We start from the raw sequence: 21,660 nt of genomic DNA, 5'->3' as shown, positions 1-21,660 counted from the left end.
TTGTACAATATACATTTTATGCCATTCGAAAGAAAGGCTTTCAGATAGATTTCATATAATTTTCTAAGCGACTTTCAATCACTGTTCCTCTCAATTCCTCGTTAGAACTGAATTAAAATCTGGACATTTCTTCTTAAAATGTGAAATTTAGCATAATTTTTTCAAAAAATATTATATTCTTTTTAGTAGAAGTTTATACATTTATTTCCTCTAATTCCTTTTGCCATCGTATAATAACATAAAATACTACTAAAACCTTGTTTTGTCCGAATTTTTAATCATTTTTTACTATTGACACGCCTCTGAGAATATGATATAACGTAAATGTAAGCGGTACCAAAAAGGTGCCACCGTAGAAATTTTTAAGGAGGAAAACACATGTCTTCACATCCAATTCAGGTATTCTCAGAAATTGGGAAACTGAAAAAAGTTATGTTGCACCGTCCAGGCAAAGAGTTGGAAAACTTGTTGCCGGACTATCTCGAAAGGCTTCTTTTTGATGACATTCCATTCTTGGAAGATGCTCAAAAAGAACATGACGCATTTGCTCAAGCTCTTCGTGATGAAGGAATTGAGGTCCTTTACCTAGAGCAATTGGCTGCTGAATCATTGACTTCCCCAGAAATCCGCGATCAATTTATCGAGGAATATTTAGACGAAGCCAACATCCGTGGTCGTCAAACCAAGGCGGCTATTCGTGAATTGCTTCACGGTATCAAGGACAACCAAGAATTGGTTGAAAAAACTATGGCAGGGGTTCAAAAAGTTGAATTGCCAGAAATTCCTGAAGAAGCAAAAGGCTTAACTGACTTGGTTGACTCAGACTATCCATTTGCAATCGACCCAATGCCAAACCTCTACTTCACTCGCGACCCATTTGCAACTATTGGTAATGCCGTATCGCTTAACCACATGTATGCAGATACTCGTAACCGTGAAACTCTTTATGGTAAATATATTTTCAAACACCATCCAATCTATGGTGGAAAAGTAGAATTGGTCTACAACCGTGAAGAAGATACACGTATTGAAGGTGGAGATGAGCTCGTTCTTTCTAAAGACGTTCTTGCAGTAGGTATCTCTCAACGTACAGATGCAGCTTCAATTGAAAAACTCTTGGTGAACATCTTCAAGAAAAATGTTGGCTTCAAGAAAGTATTGGCATTTGAATTTGCTAACAACCGTAAATTCATGCACTTGGATACTGTCTTCACCATGGTTGACTACGACAAGTTCACAATTCACCCAGAAATCGAAGGCGATCTTCGTGTGTACTCTGTCACTTATGAAGATGAAAAACTCAAGATTGTTGAAGAAAAAGGTGACTTAGCTGAACTTCTTGCAAAGAACCTCGGCGTAGAAAAAGTTCATTTGATCCGTTGCGGTGGTGGCAATATCGTAGCAGCTGCGCGTGAACAATGGAATGATGGCTCCAACACTTTGACAATCGCACCTGGTGTAGTCGTCGTTTATGCCCGCAATACCATTACCAATAAGATCCTAGAAGAATACGGGCTTCGCTTGATTAAGATTCGCGGAAGCGAATTGGTTCGGGGCCGTGGTGGACCTCGTTGTATGTCTATGCCATTTGAACGTGAAGAAGTATAATCGCTGTTCAGTATTTGTCAATAAAAAATGTAAAAAAATAGAAAGAGGAAATAATAGAATGACACATTCAGTATTCCAAGGACGCAGCTTCTTAGCAGAAAAAGACTTTACTCGCGCAGAGTTAGAATACCTTATCGGTCTTTCAGCTCACTTGAAGGATTTGAAAAAACGCAATATCCAACACCACTACCTTGCTGGTAAAAATATCGCCCTCCTGTTTGAAAAAACTTCTACTCGTACACGTGCAGCCTTTACAACTGCAGCTATTGACCTTGGTGCTCATCCAGAATACCTCGGAGCAAATGACATTCAGTTAGGTAAAAAAGAATCTACTGAAGATACTGCAAAAGTTTTGGGACGCATGTTTGACGGGATTGAATTCCGTGGTTTCAGCCAACGTATGGTTGAAGAACTGGCAAAATTCTCAGGTGTTCCAGTATGGAATGGTCTAACTGACGAATGGCACCCAACTCAAATGCTCGCTGACTACTTGACTGTTCAAGAAAACTTCGGTCGCTTGGAAGGCTTGACATTGGTATACTGTGGTGATGGACGCAACAACGTTGCCAATAGCTTGCTCGTAACAGGTGCTATCCTTGGTGTTAACGTTCACATCTTCTCACCAAAAGAACTCTTCCCAGAAAAAGAAATCGTTGAATTGGCTGAAGGATTTGCTAAAGAAAGTGGTGCACACATCCTCATCACCGAAGATGCAGACGAAGCTGTCAAAGGTGCCGATGTACTTTACACAGACGTTTGGGTATCTATGGGTGAAGAAGACAAATTCGCAGAACGCGTTGCACTTTTGAAACCTTACCAAGTCAATATGGACTTAGTGAAAAAAGCTGGCAACGAAAACTTGATCTTCTTGCACTGTTTACCAGCATTCCACGACACTCACACTGTCTATGGTAAAGATGTTGCTGAAAAATTTGGCGTAGAAGAAATGGAAGTAACAGACGAAGTCTTCCGTAGCAAGTATGCTCGCCACTTTGACCAAGCAGAAAACCGCATGCACACTATCAAAGCTGTTATGGCTGCTACTCTTGGAAATCTCTACATTCCTAAAGTATAAAACTTACTCGTATACACAACACAGGGGTTGAGACGAAAGCTATGATAGCTTATCAGTTCTAGCGAAAGAAAGCAAGGATCCTCTTTGACAAATTTGCCACCTTACTCTTGTCATCTTCCTGCTTCCTAGTCTCATTCTGATAAACGTCAGCTATGCGTCTAGCCCCTTTTAGTTCGTAGTAATGACTAATTTGTCTTTTGAAAAGATACTACCTGTACTTCATATTTTATTATCATACCTGCCTGTAGCTCTTGGAGTTCTGTCAGGTTTACCATATTAAAGAAAGGAGAGCTCATGTCTCATAGAAAAATCGTCGTTGCTTTAGGCGGAAATGCCATCCTCTCCACTGATCCATCTGCCCAAGCTCAACAAGCTGCTCTGGTAGAAACAGCTCGTCATCTGGTTAAGTTGATTCAAAACGGAGATGAACTGATCATCACTCACGGAAATGGTCCTCAGGTGGGTAATCTCTTGCTTCAACACTTGATGGCAGATTCGGAAAAAAACCCTGCCTTCCCCCTTGATTCTTTGGTTGCCATGACCGAGGGTAGTATCGGTTTTTGGCTACAATGTGCTCTTGATAACGCATTGCTCGATGTAGGACTTGATAAAAATGTCGCTTCTGTTGTTACCCAAGTTATAGTAGACAAGGAAGACCCTGCCTTTATCAATCCCACCAAACCAATCGGTCCATTCTACTCAGAAGAGGATGCCAAAGCTGAGAGCGAAAAAACAGGAGCAACCTTCAAAGAAGATGCCGGTCGTGGCTGGCGTAAAGTGGTGGCTTCACCAAAACCAATCGACATTAAAGAAATCAACAGCATCCGCACCTTGCTCGATAATGGTCAAGTTGTCATCGCAGCAGGTGGAGGAGGTATCCCTGTCGTTAAAAATGAAAACGGTTACTTACGTGGGGTCGAAGCCGTTATCGACAAAGACTTTGCGTCTCAACGACTAGCAGAACTCGTCGAAGCTGACCTCTTTATCGTCCTTACTGGCGTAGACTATGTTTATGTCAACTACAATAAACCAGACCAAGAAAAACTTGAACACGTTACTATCAGTCAACTAAAAGAATACATCAAACAAGGACAATTCGCACCGGGTAGCATGCTACCCAAAGTCGAAGCTGCTATCGATTTTGTGACCAACCGCCCAGAAGGCAAGGCTGTTATCACTTCCCTCAGCAATCTAGGCGCCTTGATCGAGTCCGAAAGCGGAACAATTATTGTTAAAGACTAGCCATTTTAACCCAAGTACAAGCTCTAACTAGGAGTACTCAGGTAAACCAACATCATTCGTTTTTATACTTTGTGGCATAGTTTAGGAGGAAAAACAAATGAGTGAAAAAACAAAAAAAAGGTTCCAAATGCCTTCATCTTACACTGTTTTGATCATTATTATTGCTATCATGGCAATCTTGACTTGGATCATTCCAGCAGGTAAGTATGACACGAACGAAGCAGGTGGCCTCATTGCAGGTACCTATCAAACTGTTGACTCTAATCCCCAAGGGATTTACGATATTCTAATGGCTCCAATCCGGGCGATGCTCGGTCACGAACCAACTAAAGCCGCTATTGACGTAGCCTTCTTCATCCTCATGGTTGGAGGATTTCTAGGTGTCGTCAATGCGACAGGCACATTAGATGTTGGTATTGCCTCTATTGTTAAGAAATACAAAGGACGCGAAAAAATGCTGATCCTCATCCTCATGCCCCTCTTTGCACTTGGAGGAACAACTTATGGTATGGGTGAAGAAACCATGGCATTTTATCCACTCCTTGTTCCTGTTATGATGGCTGTTGGTTTTGATAGCATTACTGCCGTTGCCATCATTCTACTAGGTTCTCAAGTTGGCTGTCTTGCCTCTACTCTCAATCCCTTTGCTACTGTTATCGCTTCTGATACCGCAGGTGTGTCATCTATGGACGGGGTTATCCTTCGTATCATCTTCTGGTTTGTTATGACAGGTATTAGTACTTACTTTGTCTACCGCTATGCAGAAAAGATTCAAAAGGATCCCACAAAATCACTTGTCTACTCTCAACGTGAAGAAGACCTTAAACACTTCAATGTCACTGATAACGAAAATGCTCCATCTGTCTTGAACAAGAAACAAAAACATGTTCTTGCCTTGTTCATCTTGACTTTCATCATCATGATCGCCAGCTTTATCCCTTGGGTAGACTTGCACATCACTCTATTTGAAGACTTCAAGAATTGGTTGATTGGTCTCCCTGTTATCGGTGGAGCTATCGGTTCATCTGCTCTACCATTCGGTAGCTGGTACTTCCCAGAAGGTGCGATGCTCTTTGCTGTGATGGGTATTCTTATTGGTGTTGTTTACGGCCTTAAGGAAAGCAAGATTATCTCTACTTTTATGGCTGGTGCAGCAGATCTTCTCACCGTAGCCTTGATTTGTGCAGTGGCTCGTGGTATCCAAGTTATCATGAATGACGGTATGATTACTGCAACTATTCTACACTGGGGTGAAGTCGGACTTCAAGGTCTCTCTTCTCAAGTCTTCATCGTTTTGACTTACCTCTTCTACCTTCCTATGTCATTCCTTATCCCATCTTCATCTGGACTTGCCAGTGCTACAATGGGAATCATGGCACCACTTGGTGAGTTCGTTAACGTAAAACCTAGTCTCATCATCACTGCCTATCAATCTGCATCTGGTGTACTAAACCTTGTCGCTCCAACTTCTGGTATCGTTATGGGGGCTCTCGCGCTCGGCCGTATCAGTCTAGGAACTTGGTGGAAATTTGTTACTAAACTCATTGTCGTTATTGTCATTGTGAGCATGCTTCTTCTTATCCTAGGTACCTTCCTACCATTCCTTTAGAACAAAGTGTGAGGTAAAACGAATGACCGTCTACATCACTGACTCCATTAAACAGAGCTTTATACAGAGTCTAAAGACTCTCATCTCCTACCCATCTGTCCTCCAAGAAGGGGAAAATGGGACACCTTTTGGACAAGCTATCCAAGACGTTCTAGAAAAGACGCTGGAAATCTGCCGTGAACTTGGCTTTAAAACTTATATTGATCCCAAGGGCTATTATGGTTATGCAGAGGTTGGTGAGGGAGAACTCCTTGCCATCCTCTGCCACTTGGATGTTGTGCCTGCAGGAGATTTGTCAGATTGGCAATCTCCTCCATTTGAAGCAACTATCAGAGAAGGAAAACTCTTTGGACGAGGGGCACAAGACGACAAAGGTCCTTCACTGGCAGCTCTCTATGCAGTGAAAAGCTTGCTTGACCAAGGCATCCAATTTAAGAAGCGCGTGCGTTTTATCTTTGGTACGGATGAAGAAACTCTTTGGAGATGTATGGCACGCTACAACGCCCTCGAAGAACAAGCCAGCATGGGATTTGCACCGGATTCGTCATTTCCTTTGACATACGCTGAAAAGGGGCTCCTTCAAGTCAAGCTTCATGGCCCCGGTTCTGATCATCTCAAGCTCGATGTCGGAGGTGCCTTTAATGTTGTACCAGATAAGGCAAGTTACCAAGGTCCTCTTTATGAAGCGGTTTGTAGGGGGTTGAAGGAAGCAAATTTTGATCACCAAACCACAGACCAAACCGTGACCGTACTCGGGGTACCTAAACACGCCAAAGATGCTAGTCAAGGTGTCAATGCAGTCATTCGACTTGCTAGTGTACTCGCACCTCTCCAACCCCACTCTGCCCTCCATTTTCTAACCGACAAAGCAGGGCAAGATGGTAAAGGGCTTGGAATCTTTGGAGAAGTTGCTGATGAACCGTCTGGTTCCCTTTCCTTTAATGTTGCAGGGTTGACCATCAATCCCGATCGCTCCGAAATTCGGATCGATATACGCATACCTGTGCTAGCAGATAAGGAGAAACTGGTGGCACAGCTCACTCAGTGCGCCAAAGACTACCAACTTGACTACCAAGAATTTGACTATCTAGCCCCCCTCTATGTCGCAAGAGATAGCCAACTTGTTACTACCCTTATGCAAGTCTACCAAGAAAAAACCGGAGATAAAACTCCTCCTCTCTCATCAGGTGGTGCTACCTTTGCCCGCACCATGCCAAACTGTGTAGCCTTTGGCGCTCTTTTCCCAGGAGCACAACAAACTGAACATCAGGCAAATGAAGCAGCTGTCCTAGACGATCTTTATCACGCTATGGACATCTACGCAGAGGCGGTTTACCGTCTCGCAACCTAACCAGATAATCGTTTCTACCCAAAAAATCCCGCAGATTTGCGGGATTTTCTCTTGCATCAATGTGCCAACATTTCTTGGGCGATTTCTTGTCCAGATAGCTTATCTGGATAGTAGGTTGGCCAGTTATCCATCTCTTCAAAGAGGGCTTCTTGGCTAGTACCTCCAAAGAAGATATGGAAATGTTCTGCCTTGACTGGAGCGATATTGTGGTCACTAAACTGAACGTACTTGAACTGTCCAGCATCCGCATCTGTCGCTTCAAAGAGGAAGCGCACGCCACGATTGCCTTTCTTATAAGTCAAGATTTTCTTGCCGACATACTTGTAGGTGAATTTCTTGCTTTGGCCACCTTGAACAAATTCCATAGTGTTGTCCGTGATGTTGATCTTGGTCACATCTGTCTGATAGCCTTTTCTATAGTAGGCCTTGTACTCATCCTTGGTCATCTTGCCAGTCAACTTAGCCTTGTAGTCAAAGACTTGATCGAAGGTTCCATCCTCAAGGAAAGGATAGACCGACTGCCAGTTGCCCACATAGTCACTCAAGGTGCGGTCCTTGACGTCAGCATCCTCAAAGTAACCATTGTGAACTGTCTTGGTATTTTCTTCCTTCTCTGGCTCGATTTCTGGTCCTTCTTGGTCCGTTGTCTGTTTCAAAGCCTTGAGGTTTTTCTCCATCACGGAGATATAGTCCTCACCGGCCTTGGTTGCTTCTTCTGTCAGACTTTCTAGCGGATTGAGCACGTCTAGTTTGACACCTGTTTCTTTTGAAAGTGTATTTGCTAGGGCTTGTGAGGCATTTTCTTCAAAGTAGATATAAGAAATCTTATTTTTCTTGATATACTCTGTCAATTCTGCCAAACGTGCTGCTGATGGTTCTGCATCTGGTGAGAGACCTGAGATGGATACTTGCTTGAGACCGTAGTCCAAGGCAAGGTAGTTAAAGGCAGCGTGCTGGGTCACAAAGCTCTTTTGTTTGGCTTGAGACAAGCCATCTGTGTAGGCCTTGTCCAATGCTTGCAATTTTTCAATATAAGCAGCCGCATTCTTTTCAAAAGTCTCTTTTTTATCAGGATAATCTGCTGACAAGCTGTCACGGATATGCTCTACCAGTTTGATGGCGCGTGCTGGTGATAACCAAACGTGAGGATCGTAGTCGTGATGGTGACCTTCACCGCCGTGATCATGACCTTCCTCTTCTTCCTCACCACCTGGTAAGAGCAGCATATTTCCTGTTGCCTTGATGGTTTTCACTTTTTTCTTATCCAAGGATTCTAGCAATTTTGGAACCCAAGTTTCCATATTTTCATTTTCATAGACAAAGGTATCTGCATCTTGGATTTTGGCAACTGCCTTGGCAGACGGTTCATACTCATGGGGTTCTGTACCCGCACCGATTAGAAGTTCTACATTAGCAGTATCTCCTGCGACTTGCTTGGTAAATTCGTAGACAGGGTAAAAGGTTGTCACGATATTTAGCTTCCCATCTGCCTGTTTTTGATTGGAACAAGCCACTAAAAACAGGGCACATAGACTAGCTAGTAGTAAGCTAATTTTTTTCATTTCATTCTCCTATTTGATAAAACGTTTCAGTAGACTGACTAACAAAAAGACAGCTACAAAGATAATGGTGATACTAGCGCTAGCAGGGGTTTCCGCATAGTAGGAAATATAGAGTCCTGCCACCATTCCCAAAAAGCCAATAGCACTGGCTAGCAACATAACGGATTTAAAGTTTTTCCCCAGACGAAGGGCAATACTAGCTGGCAAGACCATAATGGTCGATACCAAAAGAGCTCCTGCAGCTGGAATCATAAGGGCAATGGCCACCCCTGTCACCATGTTAAAGAGGATGGACATAGTACGAACTGGCAAGCCATCGACAAAAGCCGTGTCCTCATCAAAGGTCAGGATGTACATAGGACGTAAGAACAAGAAGGTCAAGAGCAAAACGACCGCAGCAATGGCAAAGAGGAAAATCACCTGCTCCTGGCTAATGGTCACAATAGACCCAAAGAGATATTGGTCCAAACTCATGGAACTCGAACTTTTCCCCTTACTCATGACAATCAGAGACACTGCAAGTCCTGTTGACATGAGGATGGCAGTTCCGATTTCCATAAAGTTCTTATAGACTGTCCGGAGATACTCCAAAAAGACCGCAGCAATCAAGACGATAGCAATGGTTGAAATAGTTGGAGAAATTCCCAAAACCAGACCAAAGGCTACTCCTGATAGAGAAACGTGACTGAGGGTATCACTCATGAGACTCTGACGACGTAAGATAAGGAAAGTCCCAAGAACTGGAGAAAAGAGACTCATGGCAATGACAGCCAAGAAGGCACGCTGCATAAAGTCATAGGATAACAAACTAAGCATGTTCCACCTCCTGGTCGCTTTCGTGAACGTTGAAACAACGCCATGGCGAATCTTGGTTACGAACCAGATGGATATTGCGATCCGCATAGTCCTTGACCTCCTCAGGGTCATGGGTAATCATCAAAACAGCCTTACCATGATGGTGGGCACTATGGTGCATGAGTTCGTAAAATTCATTTTTGCTTCCAGCATCCATCCCTGTCGTCGGCTCATCCAAGACAAAGATATCTGGGTCAGAAGCAAACATCCGAGCAATCACTGCTCGTTGCTTTTGCCCCCCAGAGAGGGAGCCAATTCGTTTGTCACGGTGTTCCCACATACCAACCGAGTCTAGACTGGCCTTGATATGTTCCTCATCATGAGCATTTAAGCGACGGAACCAGCCCTTTCGCGGATAGCGACCCGACTTGACAAATTCATAAACCGTACTTGGAAAGCCAGCATTAAAACTGGCTATCTGCTGGGGAAGATAAGCTATCCTTAGCTTTTTTCCATGAGTATTTGTCTTTGAGATGGTTACCTTGCCAAATCTTGGCTGCAAGATGCCTAGACTCGCCTTGATCAGCGTTGTCTTGGCAGCCCCATTTTCACCAGTCAGGGTGACAAACTCCCCACTATCAACACTGTAGTTGATATGCTCGAGGACAGGTTCCTTGTCATAATAGAAAGACAAGTCCTCTACTGTAATATACCGCATTATTTGATTTCTCCTACTAAAGCAGTTAAAAACCGCTGGATAACTTCTTGTTCATTTGGAGTAAACTGACTTGCCACTTGTTCATAGGCTAAGAGCGTGTGTTCATGATGATGGTGGTGTTCCTCTGCCACTGGTCGAGCCAGCTCTGTCAGTTGGTAAAAAATCACACGCGCATCCTTTGGATCTCTGGATGTCTCTAACATGCCCTCTTTGACCAAAGACTTGATAGCCTTGGTCACTGCCGCCTGACTAACGTTAAGACGACGGGCCAACTCCGAGTTGGTTAGGGATTCTTCTGACAAGAGCATGAGGATGTGTTCCTGAGTATTGGTCAAGGCTACGTCACTCGTGCAATGCCCGATTAGAATTTCATGCTGGTTCTCAGATCTCAAGATCACCTCGTTTAAAAAGTTATCGATTTCCTGTGCAAGCTGTCTCATGTGTTACTCCTTCCCTAGCTATCTTTTCGTAAAAAACATAGATAGCCACCGATTCTTTACTGGTTAATTATATCATAAACCAAAAAAGAGTCAAGGGAAAAAGGCGTAAAAACGTTTCCCTAGACTCTTCTAGATGTAAAATTTAACCTATTTTTGCTTTGGTTTTCGACTCGATAAGATACCTGCCAAACCAGCTACCATTCCCATCAAGAGCAAGAAGATGGACTGTTCGCTTCCTGTATTTGGGAGGGCTTTTTCTGAGACAACTGCTTTCTTGCTAAATTGACCTGCCACCTCATAAGTCAGTGGCACATTTGTAGTCGCATCATTAGCAGCCGCATTCGTTTGAGGTGTTTCTACTGGCAGACTAAAGGTTGTAGAATCCACAGAAATCGTCCGTGAGTTCGGGTTGATCTTTTCATACTGGGTCAAATCAGCGGTTTTAAGATACTCTTCAAAGGCTGCATCCATAGAAGGACCTTCTTCACGCGCGCCACCTAACATCGTGTAGCCATCACCACCTGCAGCTAGGAAATCATTGGTTGCAAGATAGTAGGTTTTTGCAAGGTCTAGAAGATCATAACGACCAGTCGCACGGTTTTTAACCTGGATAGCCAAGACACGTTTGCCTGATGGTAGGTTGGTATCATAGTAGACCTTCACACCTGAAACTTGCAAGAAACCACCACTTGGCTCTAACAATGGTTGCCCGTTCTCATCCAAGACCTTCTTGCCATCCTTATCGACCTGCAAGATAGATCCGAGTGATTTTTCAAACATATCCAATACTTGTTGCCCAGTCACTTGGATTTGTGAGATGGTATTTCCAAATGGAAGAACGGCAATGACATTTCCTTTAGTGATCGGTTTGCCTTTTGCAATGGTTTCACGCAAGCCACCACCATTTGTCACAGCGATGTCTGTCGGATGGCTAAATCCTGTTTGACCATACTGATAGAGGGAGTCTGCTACGACGTTTCCGAGGTTGGTTTCACGAACTCGAACATTTTCACGATCACCGTTGAGCTCTACAGGGCTGTTTGAGACGACTTCAACAGCATTTTCAGCGTCGTATTTTTGTTTAATATCTTTGACTAGTTTTTCAACTGTAGGATTAGCTGGTAATTTTTTAGCATCAGCAGCTGCAATCAACGTAGGATTGCCCAAAAGCTGACGTGATTTGTAGATAACTTTCCCAACATTATGAAGGTAGCTTCCTGTTTGGTTATAAGTAACATTGTCGCCATAAGTTGTGGAAGCTACTGTGTGAGAATGTCCATCAATAACCGTCACACGTTTGCCTTTGAGACGAGGATTTTTAGATAGAGCTTCTGCCAAGGTTGAACCACGCCACTCAACTGGAGTTGTGGTATCTACACCCAAGTGAGCGAGCACAACATAGTGTTTGTAGTCTTTACCTTCTGCATGCGCCTTGGCTTGAACTTCTTCGATGACCTTATTGACTTCAGAGATTGGATCTGTAAAAGTTACCCCTTTGACATTTTTAGGGTGGGTTTTTGTAGCAGTTTCAGGTGTCGTCACACCGATTACAACAAACTCATCACCTTCCACAGTCTTATCTTTATCAACGATTGTAGAAGCTTCAAAAAGACGAGCGCCATTGACATAGGTATTTGAGCTAAGTAATGGGAATTTCAAGATTTCCTTGTATTTTTTAACTTCATCAAGACCAAAGTCAAACTCATGGTTTCCTACTGCCATGGCATCATACTGCATCTGATTGAGAATTTCAGCACGCGCTTCACCCTTAGTAGAGTTGGAAATCGGTAAACCTTGGAAAGCGTCTCCCGCATCAACAACCAGCGTATTTTGATTTGATTTCGCACGTTCCTGCTCAATGACAGTCGCTAACTTGGCATCTCCAATTACTCCCTTTTCCTCTACAATACGACCATGGACATCATTGGTGTGTAAGATAACGGTGTCCTTTTCTTCGCTTTTAGTAGATTCAGCAGGAGCTGACGGAGCTTCTGCAGGTGCAACGGTTGCTGGAGTCGCTACCTCATTTGTTGAAGTTGCTGGCGCTGCAGGGTTCGACACAGGAGCTGGAGTCGATGACGTAGCGGGAGTTGCTACAACAGCTGAACTTTCTGCAGGAGTTGTTGCTTCCTCAGCATAGACTTGTCCAGCTAAAAAAGCTGGGGCTAATAGAGCTGTCGACAAGACAGGTAACAAAGAGCGTTTATTCATTTTGAAATCCTTTTCTTTTCTTTTTTCCTTTATATTATACGATATTTATGAAAAAAATGAAACTTTTGACTGATTTTTATATAAAATATTCGTCATTTAACCAAAAAACCTGAACCAAACAGTTCAAGTTTTTTTAATCAATTTATTGGAAATCTTTGATATTTCCATCATAGGTCGCCCAGTCCTTGCTAAAGAAGCGGTCATTCATCTTGTAGTCTGGGGCTGGTTTTGGATCCGTCAAGAAGGGATTCACAACCTTATCAAAAGCCAACCAACCCAACCAGCCTAAGTGGATGGTATCCTTGATAAAGTAAGGTTCTCCTCCTTTTTTAGAAAAGTCAGCAATATTGGTAAAGCCTTGACTTTCCAGCTGATAACGAATTTTCTCCACTGCGTGTTGGTACATTTCTTCACTGAGTTCTGTGTATTCCATCCATTTCTTGTTGACGGGCTGGATAACAAAGAGCACATTGACTTTTGATTTGGCAAATTGATTGAGAACCAGCTGCAAATCATTGTATTCAGACGACTTTAGGAAGTTATAATTTTTTTGATACCCTTCCCATTTTTTTAAGTCTTTTTTGACCTCATACGTGTAGAAATGATTCTCCATCCCCATATCGTTATTAGTCGTATTTGCCTCTGCATCCTTACGGGCAATTTCTTCTAAAGCGTCATAAGAAAACTGATCAGGAAGATCTTTTAAATAGTTTTCTACATGTTCTTTGTACTTGAGTTTCCCCCGAATGGAAAATTGACCAAAAAGAGAGGACTGCTTTTCATTGAATCGTGCAAAGAGGTTGATGATAAGTCGATCAGCATCTGACAAGTCCTCTCCTTTTGAAAGCTTTTGAAGGATGCCTTTCAATGCCACACTCGGATTCTGCTTCAACAAACGCGTCGCAGCATGCTTAGCCGAAATGTCCTCAGATTGATTTTCCAAAAAAGCTGTCAACTGGTCGCTATTAAAGAATCTCTGAAACGCTGCGGGCTCGTAATCTGTCTCTGTAAACCACTGAGGAGAGATGACAAATACCGCCTGCTTTTCCTCGATTTCTGGTAAGATTTGCTGCATACCGAAATACTGATTGAGAGAAGCCGCTCCTGCCTGACCCAAAAAGTACGGTCGATATGGACGATTGTATTTTTCCGCTAAAACAGCAGGATGCATACTGTCAAAACGAATCCACTCACTTGACCCTAGAAAAGGGATAAAACGCATATTTGGATCCGTAAGGGCCCTCACTTTTTGGCTTCTCTCTTTAAAGCTCTCTGTACTAACAGAAGCCGCCGAATACTTCTCCTCCATCAGATTGTGGCTTGTTGTACTTGGATAAAAAAAGATAAGTAGAAGAACCAAAAATCCAGCAATGAAGATAGGCCCGAAGATCAGCCACAAGCGTTTAAGCATTCTTTAACTCCGTAATACCTTCTACGATTTTATTAGCTGTATTCCAGTCATCACGACCGAACTCCGTTACTGGAACACGAATGTCAAAACGGTTTTCAATCTCAACAATCAATTCAACCGTCCCCATGCTATCCAAGACACCGGCATCAAAAAGATCTTCATCCATCATGTCAGAAACATCTTCCATAAACAACTCATCAATAATTTCAATAACTTCTGATTTGATATCCATTTTTTATATCCTTTTATTTTTTAAACCATAAATCATTCAAAAATCCAGAAAAGATTAAGAATGAAATCATCACGACATGGAAGGTGACAACCATGCCAAGCAACTGAATCCAGCGATTCTCAGGTAAGGAACCCTTCCCAGCTTTTTTCCGTTCTTTATTGAGCGCTTTTTTCTTACGAAGCCAGGCATCATTGATGACCAGCCCAATCCCATGAAAAAGTCCATAGGCGATGTAGTACCAGGTCACACCATGCCAAAATCCCATAATCAGCATATTGAGAATGTAGGCTACACTTGAAGTCACATTGCGATTTTTAAAGACCTTCTTTCTGGTCAACACCATAACCATCCGCATAAAGACAAAGTCACGGAACCAGAAAGACAGACTCATGTGCCAGCGATTCCAAAACTCTTTTAAATCCCTTGACAAAAAGGGCTTATTAAAATTGATGGGACTATGAATCCCCATCAAGTTTGAAATTGCTAAGGCAAACATAGAGTAGCCCGCAAAATCAAAGAAGAGCTCCAGACCAAAGGTGTACATGACCGCTAAAGCATAGAGGTTAAAGAAACCACCTGACTGCAAGGCTAAGTTCTTTAAAGGAGGCAACAAAATCTCTCCCAGAATATGGGCCAAGATAAACTTGTAGAGAAAGCCAAGCATGATATACTTGACAGCCTCTTCTAGCATGTCCATCAGCTCATCCCGCTCAGGAATGGTCTCATAATTTTCATTGAAGCGTTTAAAACGATCAATGGGACCACTTGAGAAAGTCGGCATAAAGAGAAGAAAACGCAAGAATTGCCAGATCGTTAAATCCTTGATGACACCGTCTCTCAACTCAACGATGACCCCTACTGCACGAAAGGTTAAGTAAGAAATTCCCAAAAATCCAAGCAAAGACTGCGTTCCATTGATAGCTGGCTGAACCTTGACAAAGATAATGGGAAGTAGGGACAGAAAACTAACTAGGTAAAAGACCCACTTGCCATCCTTACTTTTTCGATAATGCTTGTAGAAGAGTACGAGCAATATTTCCCAGCAAAGGTAAATACCTAATGCAACCAATTGATTGGTCTTCCCACCCACCAACATGGTTACGATAAAGAAGAGACTAACCAGCACCTCATACCAGGAAAAACGTTTCTTGAAAAAGAGCCCGATAAATATCGGTAGGGTCGCAGCAATCACATACAAAAAATAATAAAGATTGCCATAAGGTTCCAAATGAGGTAGCTGTTTGTAAAGCTCCATCATCTATTGTTTACCTCATTAATCAAGCCCTTAATATCAATTTTACCATTAGGCGTTAGTGGCAAACTGTCTCGATAGAGAAACTTGGATGGCATCATATAAGACATCATGATATCTGCTAAGTCTTCCTTAATAGCCTTGGTAATATCGATATCACGTTCAAACTGCTGACGGACACCGTCCTTTAGGATGACATAGGCCAGTAGATTTTGCACCTTGTGATCCTTGTTATAGCGTGGAACAGCAACAGCCGACTCGATATAGCGAGATTTGTTGAGATTTTGAGAGACATCTTCAAGCTCAATGCGATAACCATTGAACTTAATCTGGAAGTCCATGCGTCCACCGTAGAGAAGCAAGCCCTCATCTGTCATAGTTCCTACATCCCCTGTATGGTAGGCCGGAAGACCTTCGAATTCAAAGAAAGCTTCTGCTGTTTTTTCAGGATTATTCATATAACCTTTTGAAACAGCTGGCCCAGAAACGATGATTTCTCCCTGTTCACCATTTGGAACTTTCTTACCTTCCTCATCAATGATAAAGGTCGGAGAATCCGCCTTGGTATAGCCGATTGGCAGGCGTTTGAGAGTCTTCAACATCTCGTCTGTTACAGCAACTGCTGACAAAGCTACTGTCGCTTCTGTTGGTCCGTAGGCATTGATAATACGGGCATGTGGGAATCGCTCACGTAGTTTTTGAGCTGTTTTGACCGTCAATTCTTCACCATCAAAGTAGAAATGCGTGATTCCTGGCATTTTCTCACTGTTAAAGTCTTCTGACAACATGGCCATATCTGCAAAGGAAGGTGTTGAGGTCCAGATAGCAATGGGCAAGGAAAAAATCGTCGCAAAGAGTTTTTTGAAGTCCTGAGTAATGGCTGAAGGAAGAGCGAAAAGCGTGCCACCAAGTGCCAAAGTCGGTGCCCAGTACATGACAGATAGATCAAAAGAATAAGGGGGCTGAGCCAGCATTTGTGGACGACTTGGCGTCGCAAATTCCTTATCTGTAATCATCCAGTTGGTAAAGCTGAGGAGATTATCATGGGAAATCTGCACTCCCTTTGGCTTACCAGTCGTACCAGAAGTAAAGATGATGTAGTAGTTGTCATCTCCCTTGACTGGATGGTTCATCTCGTAGCTAGAAGCTTGAGCAAAAGCTTCATGAACTTGCTCTAAATTCAGCATCGGTGTGCTTGTTTGCTCTAATAGAAATTCTGAAATGGCAATAATCAAACTTGGCTCTGCAACTTCTACGATAGCATAAACTCGTTCCAAGGCCGAATGGCTGTCAATAGGAATGTAGGCATGCCCCAACTTAGTCAGCGCTACAAAGGTAGCCAACATCTCATACTCCTGACCACCAAAAACGACGACTGGAGATTTCTCAGGCAAGCCAAGTCGATCGATAGCTGCAGCTAAACTATCTGAATCAGCCTTCAGATCACCATAAGTGTGCTCTTGACCTAAAACATTGTAGACAGGATATGTTGGATGTGTTTGAGCAAAGTGCTCAATCGTTTCAATCATATCTTTTATCGGTTTATTAGACACGGTTTTTCTTCTCCTTCAAACTAGAACTCATTATAAATAAAGGTTCCTTGACTCTGACCAAGGTAACTAAAAAAATAAAGCAAACCAAGTAAGATTACAAAATATAGGACGGTCTGTCCCAAAAACATATATAATTTTCTGTGTTTTCCCATAGTTAGTGTGTTCAATTTTCTATGATTTTTCAAAAAAGCTATGCAACTATGCATTTACTACCTTATCTTCCTAACATTGTACCATTTTATCAACCTTTTTTTCAACTGTTTACCATAACTTAAAAGTTCGTTTTAGCTTATTTTAAGATAAGTTAAGATATCAATCTTTTTGTCATAAATAAAGACAAAAAAGAGCCTGAGATTTCCATCTCAAACTCTGTTGCCAATCACTCTTTTATCTTAGAAAAGTGAGAATACGAGGACTGCTAAGGACGCTCCGAGGATAGGTCCCACAACAGGAATCCAAGCATAAGACCAGTCTCCGTCTCCCTTGTTTGGAATTGGCAAGATGCTGTGCATGATACGAGGTCCAAGGTCACGAGCTGGGTTCAAGGCATAACCCGTTGTCCCACCTAGTGAAAGACCGATACCGACAATCAACGTTCCCACTGCAAAGGTCCCTAAACCGGCTTGAAGGTCATAGAGTCCCAAGGCAAAGATTGTCAAGAGCAAAACAAAAGTTCCAAGGATTTCGCTAACCAAGTTCGATACTGTGTTCTTGATTGCTGGTCCAGTACTAAATGTCGCTAGGATATTTCCTGCGTTTTCTTCCGCCTCATAGTGTGGTTTGAATTGCAACCAAACCAAAATCTGAGCCACCATCGCTCCTGCGAATTGGGCTAGGATATAAGGGAAAACAGAAGCCCAAGAGAGCGTTCCTTTTAAGGCCATAGCAAACGTCACAGCTGGATTTAGGTGGGCTGGGCTGAGCGTGCCAGATACAAAGGCTGCAACAGCTACAGCAATTCCCCATCCCATAGTAATCACAATCCATCCTGAATTGTTGCTCTTGGTTTTGGGAAGAACCACACCTGCAACAACACCATTTCCTAGGAGGATCAGGATTAAGGTCCCCAAAAATTCTCCAAATAATTCTTTCATCATATCTTTGTCTCCATTTAAAAGAAGGGGCGAGCGACAAGGAATGCTGCCCTCCCTCTCTTCTAGTTTTTCTTAATTTTTTAGTTCTGCTAAATCGTTTTGAGCAAGAGCTGCTTCGACATCCGCATGGTAGGCTGCTTTTTCTTCTTCAGTCCAATCATAGAATCGTCCCATTTCATCCAGAACTGGCTCAACGATGCTATCTAAACTATCACGCATGAAGAGCATGTGGTTGGTACGGCGAAGGAGGAAGTCAACTGGGCTAAGAGCCAATTCATTGCGCATTGCATAGTGAAGGGACAAGGTGTCTGCCAAGCTGAGTCCTGGCGCCTGTTCCAAGCTGTGAGCAAGGGCAAAGACCTTCGGTGCATTTGAACCGTATAGATTTGCTAGATAGTGAGCTTCCTTGCTATCCAAACCACGTGAAACTCCAAGTTGAGCAAAGGCTTCGATTTCTGAATCCACATTTGCTGGGTTCAATTCTCCACCTGAAACAGGGTAAGTCTTAGAGTTGATGAGTTTAAAGCTACGGTCAAATTCGGCTTTAAGGATGTCAACCACGCGCTCCATAGCTCCTTCAGCCATCTTACGGTAGTCTGTGATTTTACCACCAGCAAGGGTCAAAAGGCCATTGTCATCACGGTCCAAGCTCGAACCACGAGAAACTGCAGATGGATCCAAATGTTTCTCAGATGTGCTGCTTTCAAGCTTGCTGACAGCAGATTCAACATCTTCACGCGTCTTTTCTTTCGAGAGATAAGCTTCGACAGTCGCAATCAAGTTATTGAAGCTTTCATCGCTGATGGTTCCGTTGTTTCCACCATTGTAGTCAGAAGCGCTATTGCCTGCAATCAATGGACGAAGACCTGCCCAGCTGCTTTCGATATCATCGATAGTAATGTTAGCTTCTGGGAAGCGGTTGTTGACAATGCCAAGTAGATAATCTACATCTTCCTGAGTCACTTTTGGATGTTCCAAATCGCCTGTGTAGTCTGTATCAGTTGTACCGAAGTAGGTCTTGTTTTCACGTGGGAGAACAAAAACCATACGACCGTCACCCAAACCTGTGTCAAAGTAAACTGGCTGTGAAACCTTGATTTTGCTTGAATCCACTACCAAGTGAACTCCCTTGGTTGGACGCATTTGTGAGAATTGGGTTCCCTTATTGGACAAATTACGTACCTTGTCGCTCCAAGGACCTGTTGTGTTAATAACCAGACGAGCCTTAATTTCAAAGACTTGGTCTGTCAACAAATCACGAGCTACAACACCTGTAATCTTGCCACTTTCGTCAAAGAGGAAGCCTTCTGCCTTAACGTGGTTGGCAATGAGTGCACCGTCTTGGTTGGCACGTTTGATGTTTTCAATCACGAGACGCGCATCGTTATTACGGAAGTCAAGATAAACCCCACCTCCTACCAAACCTTCTTTCTTCAAGTTTGGCTGGCGTTCCAAGACTTCTTCCTTGCTCAAGACCTTGTTAGCAGCTGGCGTATTGTTAACCCCTGCCAAAAGGTCGTACAAGTCCATGGCTACTTTGAGACGGAAGAGGCTAAATGTCGCTCCATCCTCATCGTAAACTGGCAAAAGCATTGGATCTGGTTTTGGAATGTGTGGAGCGATTTGTTGAACCACTGCACGTTCAGAAACTGTATCTGAGACTACTTCCACGTCAAATTGTTTGAGGTAACGCAGACCTCCGTGAACCAATTTTGTTGAACGGCTAGATGTTCCTTCTGCGAAGTCCTGCATTTCAATCAAACCAGTCTCAAGACCACTTGCTGCTGCCTGCAAGGCTACACCTGCCCCTGTGATTCCTCCACCGATAATCAAAAGATCCAGAGTACGTTCCTGCATTTTTTTAATTGATAATTCTCGTGTTTTCTTTGAAAATTCCATATTTACACACTTTCTAACTGAGTCGTTTCATTCTTAAGCTGATCATTGCATCAAGAAACCGTATTAGTCGTCGATTTCCGCAAAGACTTGCGTTGCTTTCACAGCCTTCTTCCAGCCCTTGTAGAGTTGTTCCTTGCGCGATTCGTTCATGGATGGCTCAAAGAGTTCTCCTGTCTCGTTCAAGAGTTTCAACTCATCCAAGTCCTTCCAGTAGCCCACTGACAATCCTGCTAGGAAGGCTGCACCTAGGGCAGTTGTTTCCAAGTTTTTAGCGCGGGCGATATCAATTCCCAAGATGTCAGCCTGGAACTGCATGAGGAAGTTGTTCATGGCTGCACCACCATCTACCTTCAAGACTTGGATAGCTGTCTGCGCATCCACTTGCATCGTGTCGATGATGTCACGCACTTGATAAGCGATAGATTGCAAAGTCGCCTTGATAAAGTCTTCTTTGCTTGTTCCACGAGTTAAGCCAAAGACCGAACCACGAGCGTTTTGATTCCAGTATGGAGCCCCTAGACCTGTAAAGGCAGGTACGACATAGACTTCGTCATTGTTGTGAGAATTGAGAGCATATTTTTCAGACTCTGGTGAATTTTCAACCATGCGAAGTCCATCACGAAGCCACTGAATGGCACTTCCTGCGATGAAGATAGAACCTTCCAAGGCATAGTAAACCTTGCCGTTGATTCCATAACCAATCGTTGTCAAAAGGTTGTTTTCAGACAACTGCATCTCTTCACCAGTGTTCATAATAATGAAAGAACCTGTTCCATAAGTATTTTTGACCATACCTGGTTCAAAGGCCAACTGACCGAAGAGGGCTGCCTGTTGGTCCCCAGCCATACCTGAAATTGGTACTTCTCCACCGTAGAAATGGAATGGAGCAGTCTTGCCGTAGATTTCAGAGTTAGAACGAACTTCTGGAAGCATAGCCTTAGGAATGTTGAGGATTTCCAAAATCTCATCATCCCATTTGAGTTCTTTAATGTTATAGAGCATTGTACGGGCTGCATTTGAGTAGTCCGTCACATGAGCCGCACCGTCAGTCAATTTCCAAACCAACCAAGTATCGATAGTACCAAAGAGCAATTCTCCTTTTTCTGCTCTCTCTTGAGCGCCTTCTACATGGTCCAAAATCCAACGAACCTTGGTAGCAGAGAAGTAAGCATCGATAACCAAACCAGTCTTTTCATGGAATTTTTCCACATAACCTTGGCTTTTTAGTTGTTCAGCCAGAGGAGCAGTTTGACGTGATTGCCAAACGATAGCATTGTAGATAGGGAGCCCTGTTTTCTTATCCCAGACGACAGTTGTTTCACGCTGGTTGGTGATCCCGATTGCTTCGATTTGACTTGGTTTCACACCACTTTCGATGAAAGCACCCGCGATAACTGACTGAACAGAGTTCCAAATTTCATTGGCATTGTGCTCAACCCAACCTGCTTGAGGAAAAATCTGAGTGAATTCTTTTTGACTAGAGCTGACCTTTTCTCCTTTTTTGTTAAAAATGATGGCACGAGAACTGGTCGTTCCTTGGTCAATAGCCATGATGTATTTTTCTTGTGACATGTGCTGTCCTCCTGATAAAATCTTGAGGGGATTCCT

General features: G+C 43.1%; 18 protein-coding genes. 5 read left to right on the top strand and 13 right to left on the bottom strand.

Going from position 1 to position 21,660, the window contains the following annotated elements; all coding sequences use genetic code 11:
- Window positions 1-378: 378 nt before the first annotated feature.
- The 5 genes from arcA (at window position 379) to D8854_RS04145 (ending at window position 6,885) form a co-directional block, all read left to right on the top strand.
- Window positions 379-1,608 (top strand): arginine deiminase, encoded by a 1,230-nt coding sequence (arcA, locus tag D8854_RS04165; protein ID WP_000094624.1) that lies wholly within the window; start codon window positions 379-381, stop codon window positions 1,606-1,608.
- 58 nt (window positions 1,609-1,666) lie between these two features.
- Entirely contained in the window at window positions 1,667-2,683 is a 1,017-nt protein-coding gene (gene argF / locus D8854_RS04160) for an ornithine carbamoyltransferase (RefSeq protein ID WP_125449835.1), read from the top strand.
- 294 nt (window positions 2,684-2,977) lie between these two features.
- The gene (arcC, locus tag D8854_RS04155; RefSeq protein WP_125449833.1) at window positions 2,978-3,925 is read left to right on the top strand and encodes a carbamate kinase; all 948 of its coding nucleotides are present in this window, start codon (window positions 2,978-2,980) and stop codon (window positions 3,923-3,925) included.
- A 97-nt stretch (window positions 3,926-4,022) separates the two neighbouring features.
- On the top strand, window positions 4,023-5,534 hold the full coding sequence (locus D8854_RS04150; RefSeq protein WP_084925391.1) for a YfcC family protein: 1,512 nt from the start codon (window positions 4,023-4,025) through the stop codon (window positions 5,532-5,534).
- A gap of 22 nt (window positions 5,535-5,556) precedes the next feature.
- Window positions 5,557-6,885, top strand: coding sequence for a dipeptidase (locus D8854_RS04145; protein ID WP_125449831.1), 1,329 nt, complete (start codon window positions 5,557-5,559; stop codon window positions 6,883-6,885).
- Window positions 6,886-6,941: 56 nt separating this feature from the next.
- Here the strand turns inward: D8854_RS04145 and D8854_RS04140 are convergent, their stop codons facing one another.
- The 13 genes from D8854_RS04140 to glpK all read right to left on the bottom strand — a co-directional run bounded on the left by D8854_RS04140 (window position 6,942) and on the right by glpK (window position 21,624).
- Window positions 6,942-8,447, bottom strand: coding sequence for a zinc ABC transporter substrate-binding protein AdcA (locus D8854_RS04140; protein WP_125449829.1), 1,506 nt, complete (start codon window positions 8,445-8,447; stop codon window positions 6,942-6,944).
- Between the two features lie 9 nt (window positions 8,448-8,456).
- Window positions 8,457-9,263: a metal ABC transporter permease gene (locus D8854_RS04135; RefSeq protein WP_000950023.1), complete on the bottom strand. Its 807-nt coding sequence runs from the start codon at window positions 9,261-9,263 to the stop codon at window positions 8,457-8,459.
- Window positions 9,256-9,960 (bottom strand): metal ABC transporter ATP-binding protein, encoded by a 705-nt coding sequence (locus D8854_RS04130; RefSeq protein WP_001269483.1) that lies wholly within the window; start codon window positions 9,958-9,960, stop codon window positions 9,256-9,258. The genes D8854_RS04135 and D8854_RS04130 overlap by 8 nt, the downstream gene beginning before the upstream one ends.
- Window positions 9,960-10,400 (bottom strand): zinc-dependent transcriptional regulator AdcR, encoded by a 441-nt coding sequence (gene adcR, locus D8854_RS04125; protein ID WP_001249328.1) that lies wholly within the window; start codon window positions 10,398-10,400, stop codon window positions 9,960-9,962. The genes D8854_RS04130 and adcR overlap by 1 nt, the downstream gene beginning before the upstream one ends.
- Before the next feature lie 147 nt (window positions 10,401-10,547).
- Window positions 10,548-12,611, bottom strand: a complete 2,064-nt coding sequence (nt5e, locus tag D8854_RS04120) for a cell surface ecto-5'-nucleotidase Nt5e (RefSeq protein WP_125449827.1) — start codon at window positions 12,609-12,611, stop codon at window positions 10,548-10,550.
- 142 nt (window positions 12,612-12,753) lie between these two features.
- Window positions 12,754-14,022: a D-alanyl-lipoteichoic acid biosynthesis protein DltD gene (gene dltD, locus D8854_RS04115; protein ID WP_125449825.1), complete on the bottom strand. Its 1,269-nt coding sequence runs from the start codon at window positions 14,020-14,022 to the stop codon at window positions 12,754-12,756.
- Window positions 14,015-14,254, bottom strand: coding sequence for a D-alanine--poly(phosphoribitol) ligase subunit DltC (gene dltC, locus D8854_RS04110; RefSeq protein WP_000351972.1), 240 nt, complete (start codon window positions 14,252-14,254; stop codon window positions 14,015-14,017). Before dltC ends, dltD begins: the two co-directional genes overlap by 8 nt.
- 13 nt (window positions 14,255-14,267) lie before the next feature.
- The gene (gene dltB, locus D8854_RS04105; RefSeq protein WP_125449823.1) at window positions 14,268-15,512 is read right to left on the bottom strand and encodes a D-alanyl-lipoteichoic acid biosynthesis protein DltB; all 1,245 of its coding nucleotides are present in this window, start codon (window positions 15,510-15,512) and stop codon (window positions 14,268-14,270) included.
- Complete coding sequence (gene dltA / locus D8854_RS04100; protein WP_009013830.1) at window positions 15,509-17,059, bottom strand: D-alanine--poly(phosphoribitol) ligase subunit DltA; 1,551 nt, start codon at window positions 17,057-17,059, stop codon at window positions 15,509-15,511. The genes dltB and dltA overlap by 4 nt, the downstream gene beginning before the upstream one ends.
- 20 nt (window positions 17,060-17,079) lie before the next feature.
- The gene (locus D8854_RS04095) at window positions 17,080-17,211 is read right to left on the bottom strand and encodes a teichoic acid D-Ala incorporation-associated protein DltX (protein WP_025168981.1); all 132 of its coding nucleotides are present in this window, start codon (window positions 17,209-17,211) and stop codon (window positions 17,080-17,082) included.
- Between the two features lie 240 nt (window positions 17,212-17,451).
- Window positions 17,452-18,156, bottom strand: a complete 705-nt coding sequence (locus D8854_RS04090) for an MIP/aquaporin family protein (RefSeq protein WP_125449821.1) — start codon at window positions 18,154-18,156, stop codon at window positions 17,452-17,454.
- Window positions 18,157-18,225: 69 nt separating this feature from the next.
- Complete coding sequence (gene glpO / locus D8854_RS04085) at window positions 18,226-20,052, bottom strand: type 1 glycerol-3-phosphate oxidase (protein WP_125449819.1); 1,827 nt, start codon at window positions 20,050-20,052, stop codon at window positions 18,226-18,228.
- A 63-nt stretch (window positions 20,053-20,115) separates the two neighbouring features.
- On the bottom strand, window positions 20,116-21,624 hold the full coding sequence (glpK, locus tag D8854_RS04080; protein WP_125449817.1) for a glycerol kinase GlpK: 1,509 nt from the start codon (window positions 21,622-21,624) through the stop codon (window positions 20,116-20,118).
- Window positions 21,625-21,660: the final 36 nt, after the last annotated feature.

The sequence above is a fragment of the Streptococcus mitis genome (assembly GCF_003943905.1).
GTDB lineage: Bacteria > Bacillota > Bacilli > Lactobacillales > Streptococcaceae > Streptococcus > Streptococcus mitis_BC.
Note: the sequence above shows the minus strand (reverse complement) of the source record. Positions and strands in the feature narration are given on the sequence as shown.

Bases quoted from the DNA above. Each gene is read 5' to 3' on its own strand.
- D8854_RS04145 (WP_125449831.1), top strand. From the start codon at position 5,557: ATGACCGTCTACATCACTGACTCCATTAAACAGAGCTTTATACAGAGT.
- D8854_RS04135 (WP_000950023.1), bottom strand. From the start codon at position 9,263: ATGCTTAGTTTGTTATCCTATGACTTTATGCAGCGTGCCTTCTTGGCT.
- dltD (WP_125449825.1), bottom strand. From the start codon at position 14,022: ATGCTTAAACGCTTGTGGCTGATCTTCGGGCCTATCTTCATTGCTGGA.
- dltB (WP_125449823.1), bottom strand. From the start codon at position 15,512: ATGATGGAGCTTTACAAACAGCTACCTCATTTGGAACCTTATGGCAAT.
- argF (WP_125449835.1), top strand. From the start codon at position 1,667: ATGACACATTCAGTATTCCAAGGACGCAGCTTCTTAGCAGAAAAAGAC.
- D8854_RS04130 (WP_001269483.1), bottom strand. From the start codon at position 9,960: ATGCGGTATATTACAGTAGAGGACTTGTCTTTCTATTATGACAAGGAA.
- arcC (WP_125449833.1), top strand. From the start codon at position 2,978: ATGTCTCATAGAAAAATCGTCGTTGCTTTAGGCGGAAATGCCATCCTC.
- adcR (WP_001249328.1), bottom strand. From the start codon at position 10,400: ATGAGACAGCTTGCACAGGAAATCGATAACTTTTTAAACGAGGTGATC.
- nt5e (WP_125449827.1), bottom strand. From the start codon at position 12,611: ATGAATAAACGCTCTTTGTTACCTGTCTTGTCGACAGCTCTATTAGCC.
- D8854_RS04140 (WP_125449829.1), bottom strand. From the start codon at position 8,447: ATGAAAAAAATTAGCTTACTACTAGCTAGTCTATGTGCCCTGTTTTTA.
- glpO (WP_125449819.1), bottom strand. From the start codon at position 20,052: ATGGAATTTTCAAAGAAAACACGAGAATTATCAATTAAAAAAATGCAG.
- dltC (WP_000351972.1), bottom strand. From the start codon at position 14,254: ATGGATATCAAATCAGAAGTTATTGAAATTATTGATGAGTTGTTTATG.
- arcA (WP_000094624.1), top strand. From the start codon at position 379: ATGTCTTCACATCCAATTCAGGTATTCTCAGAAATTGGGAAACTGAAA.
- D8854_RS04090 (WP_125449821.1), bottom strand. From the start codon at position 18,156: ATGATGAAAGAATTATTTGGAGAATTTTTGGGGACCTTAATCCTGATC.
- glpK (WP_125449817.1), bottom strand. From the start codon at position 21,624: ATGTCACAAGAAAAATACATCATGGCTATTGACCAAGGAACGACCAGT.
- D8854_RS04150 (WP_084925391.1), top strand. From the start codon at position 4,023: ATGAGTGAAAAAACAAAAAAAAGGTTCCAAATGCCTTCATCTTACACT.
- D8854_RS04095 (WP_025168981.1), bottom strand. From the start codon at position 17,211: ATGGGAAAACACAGAAAATTATATATGTTTTTGGGACAGACCGTCCTA.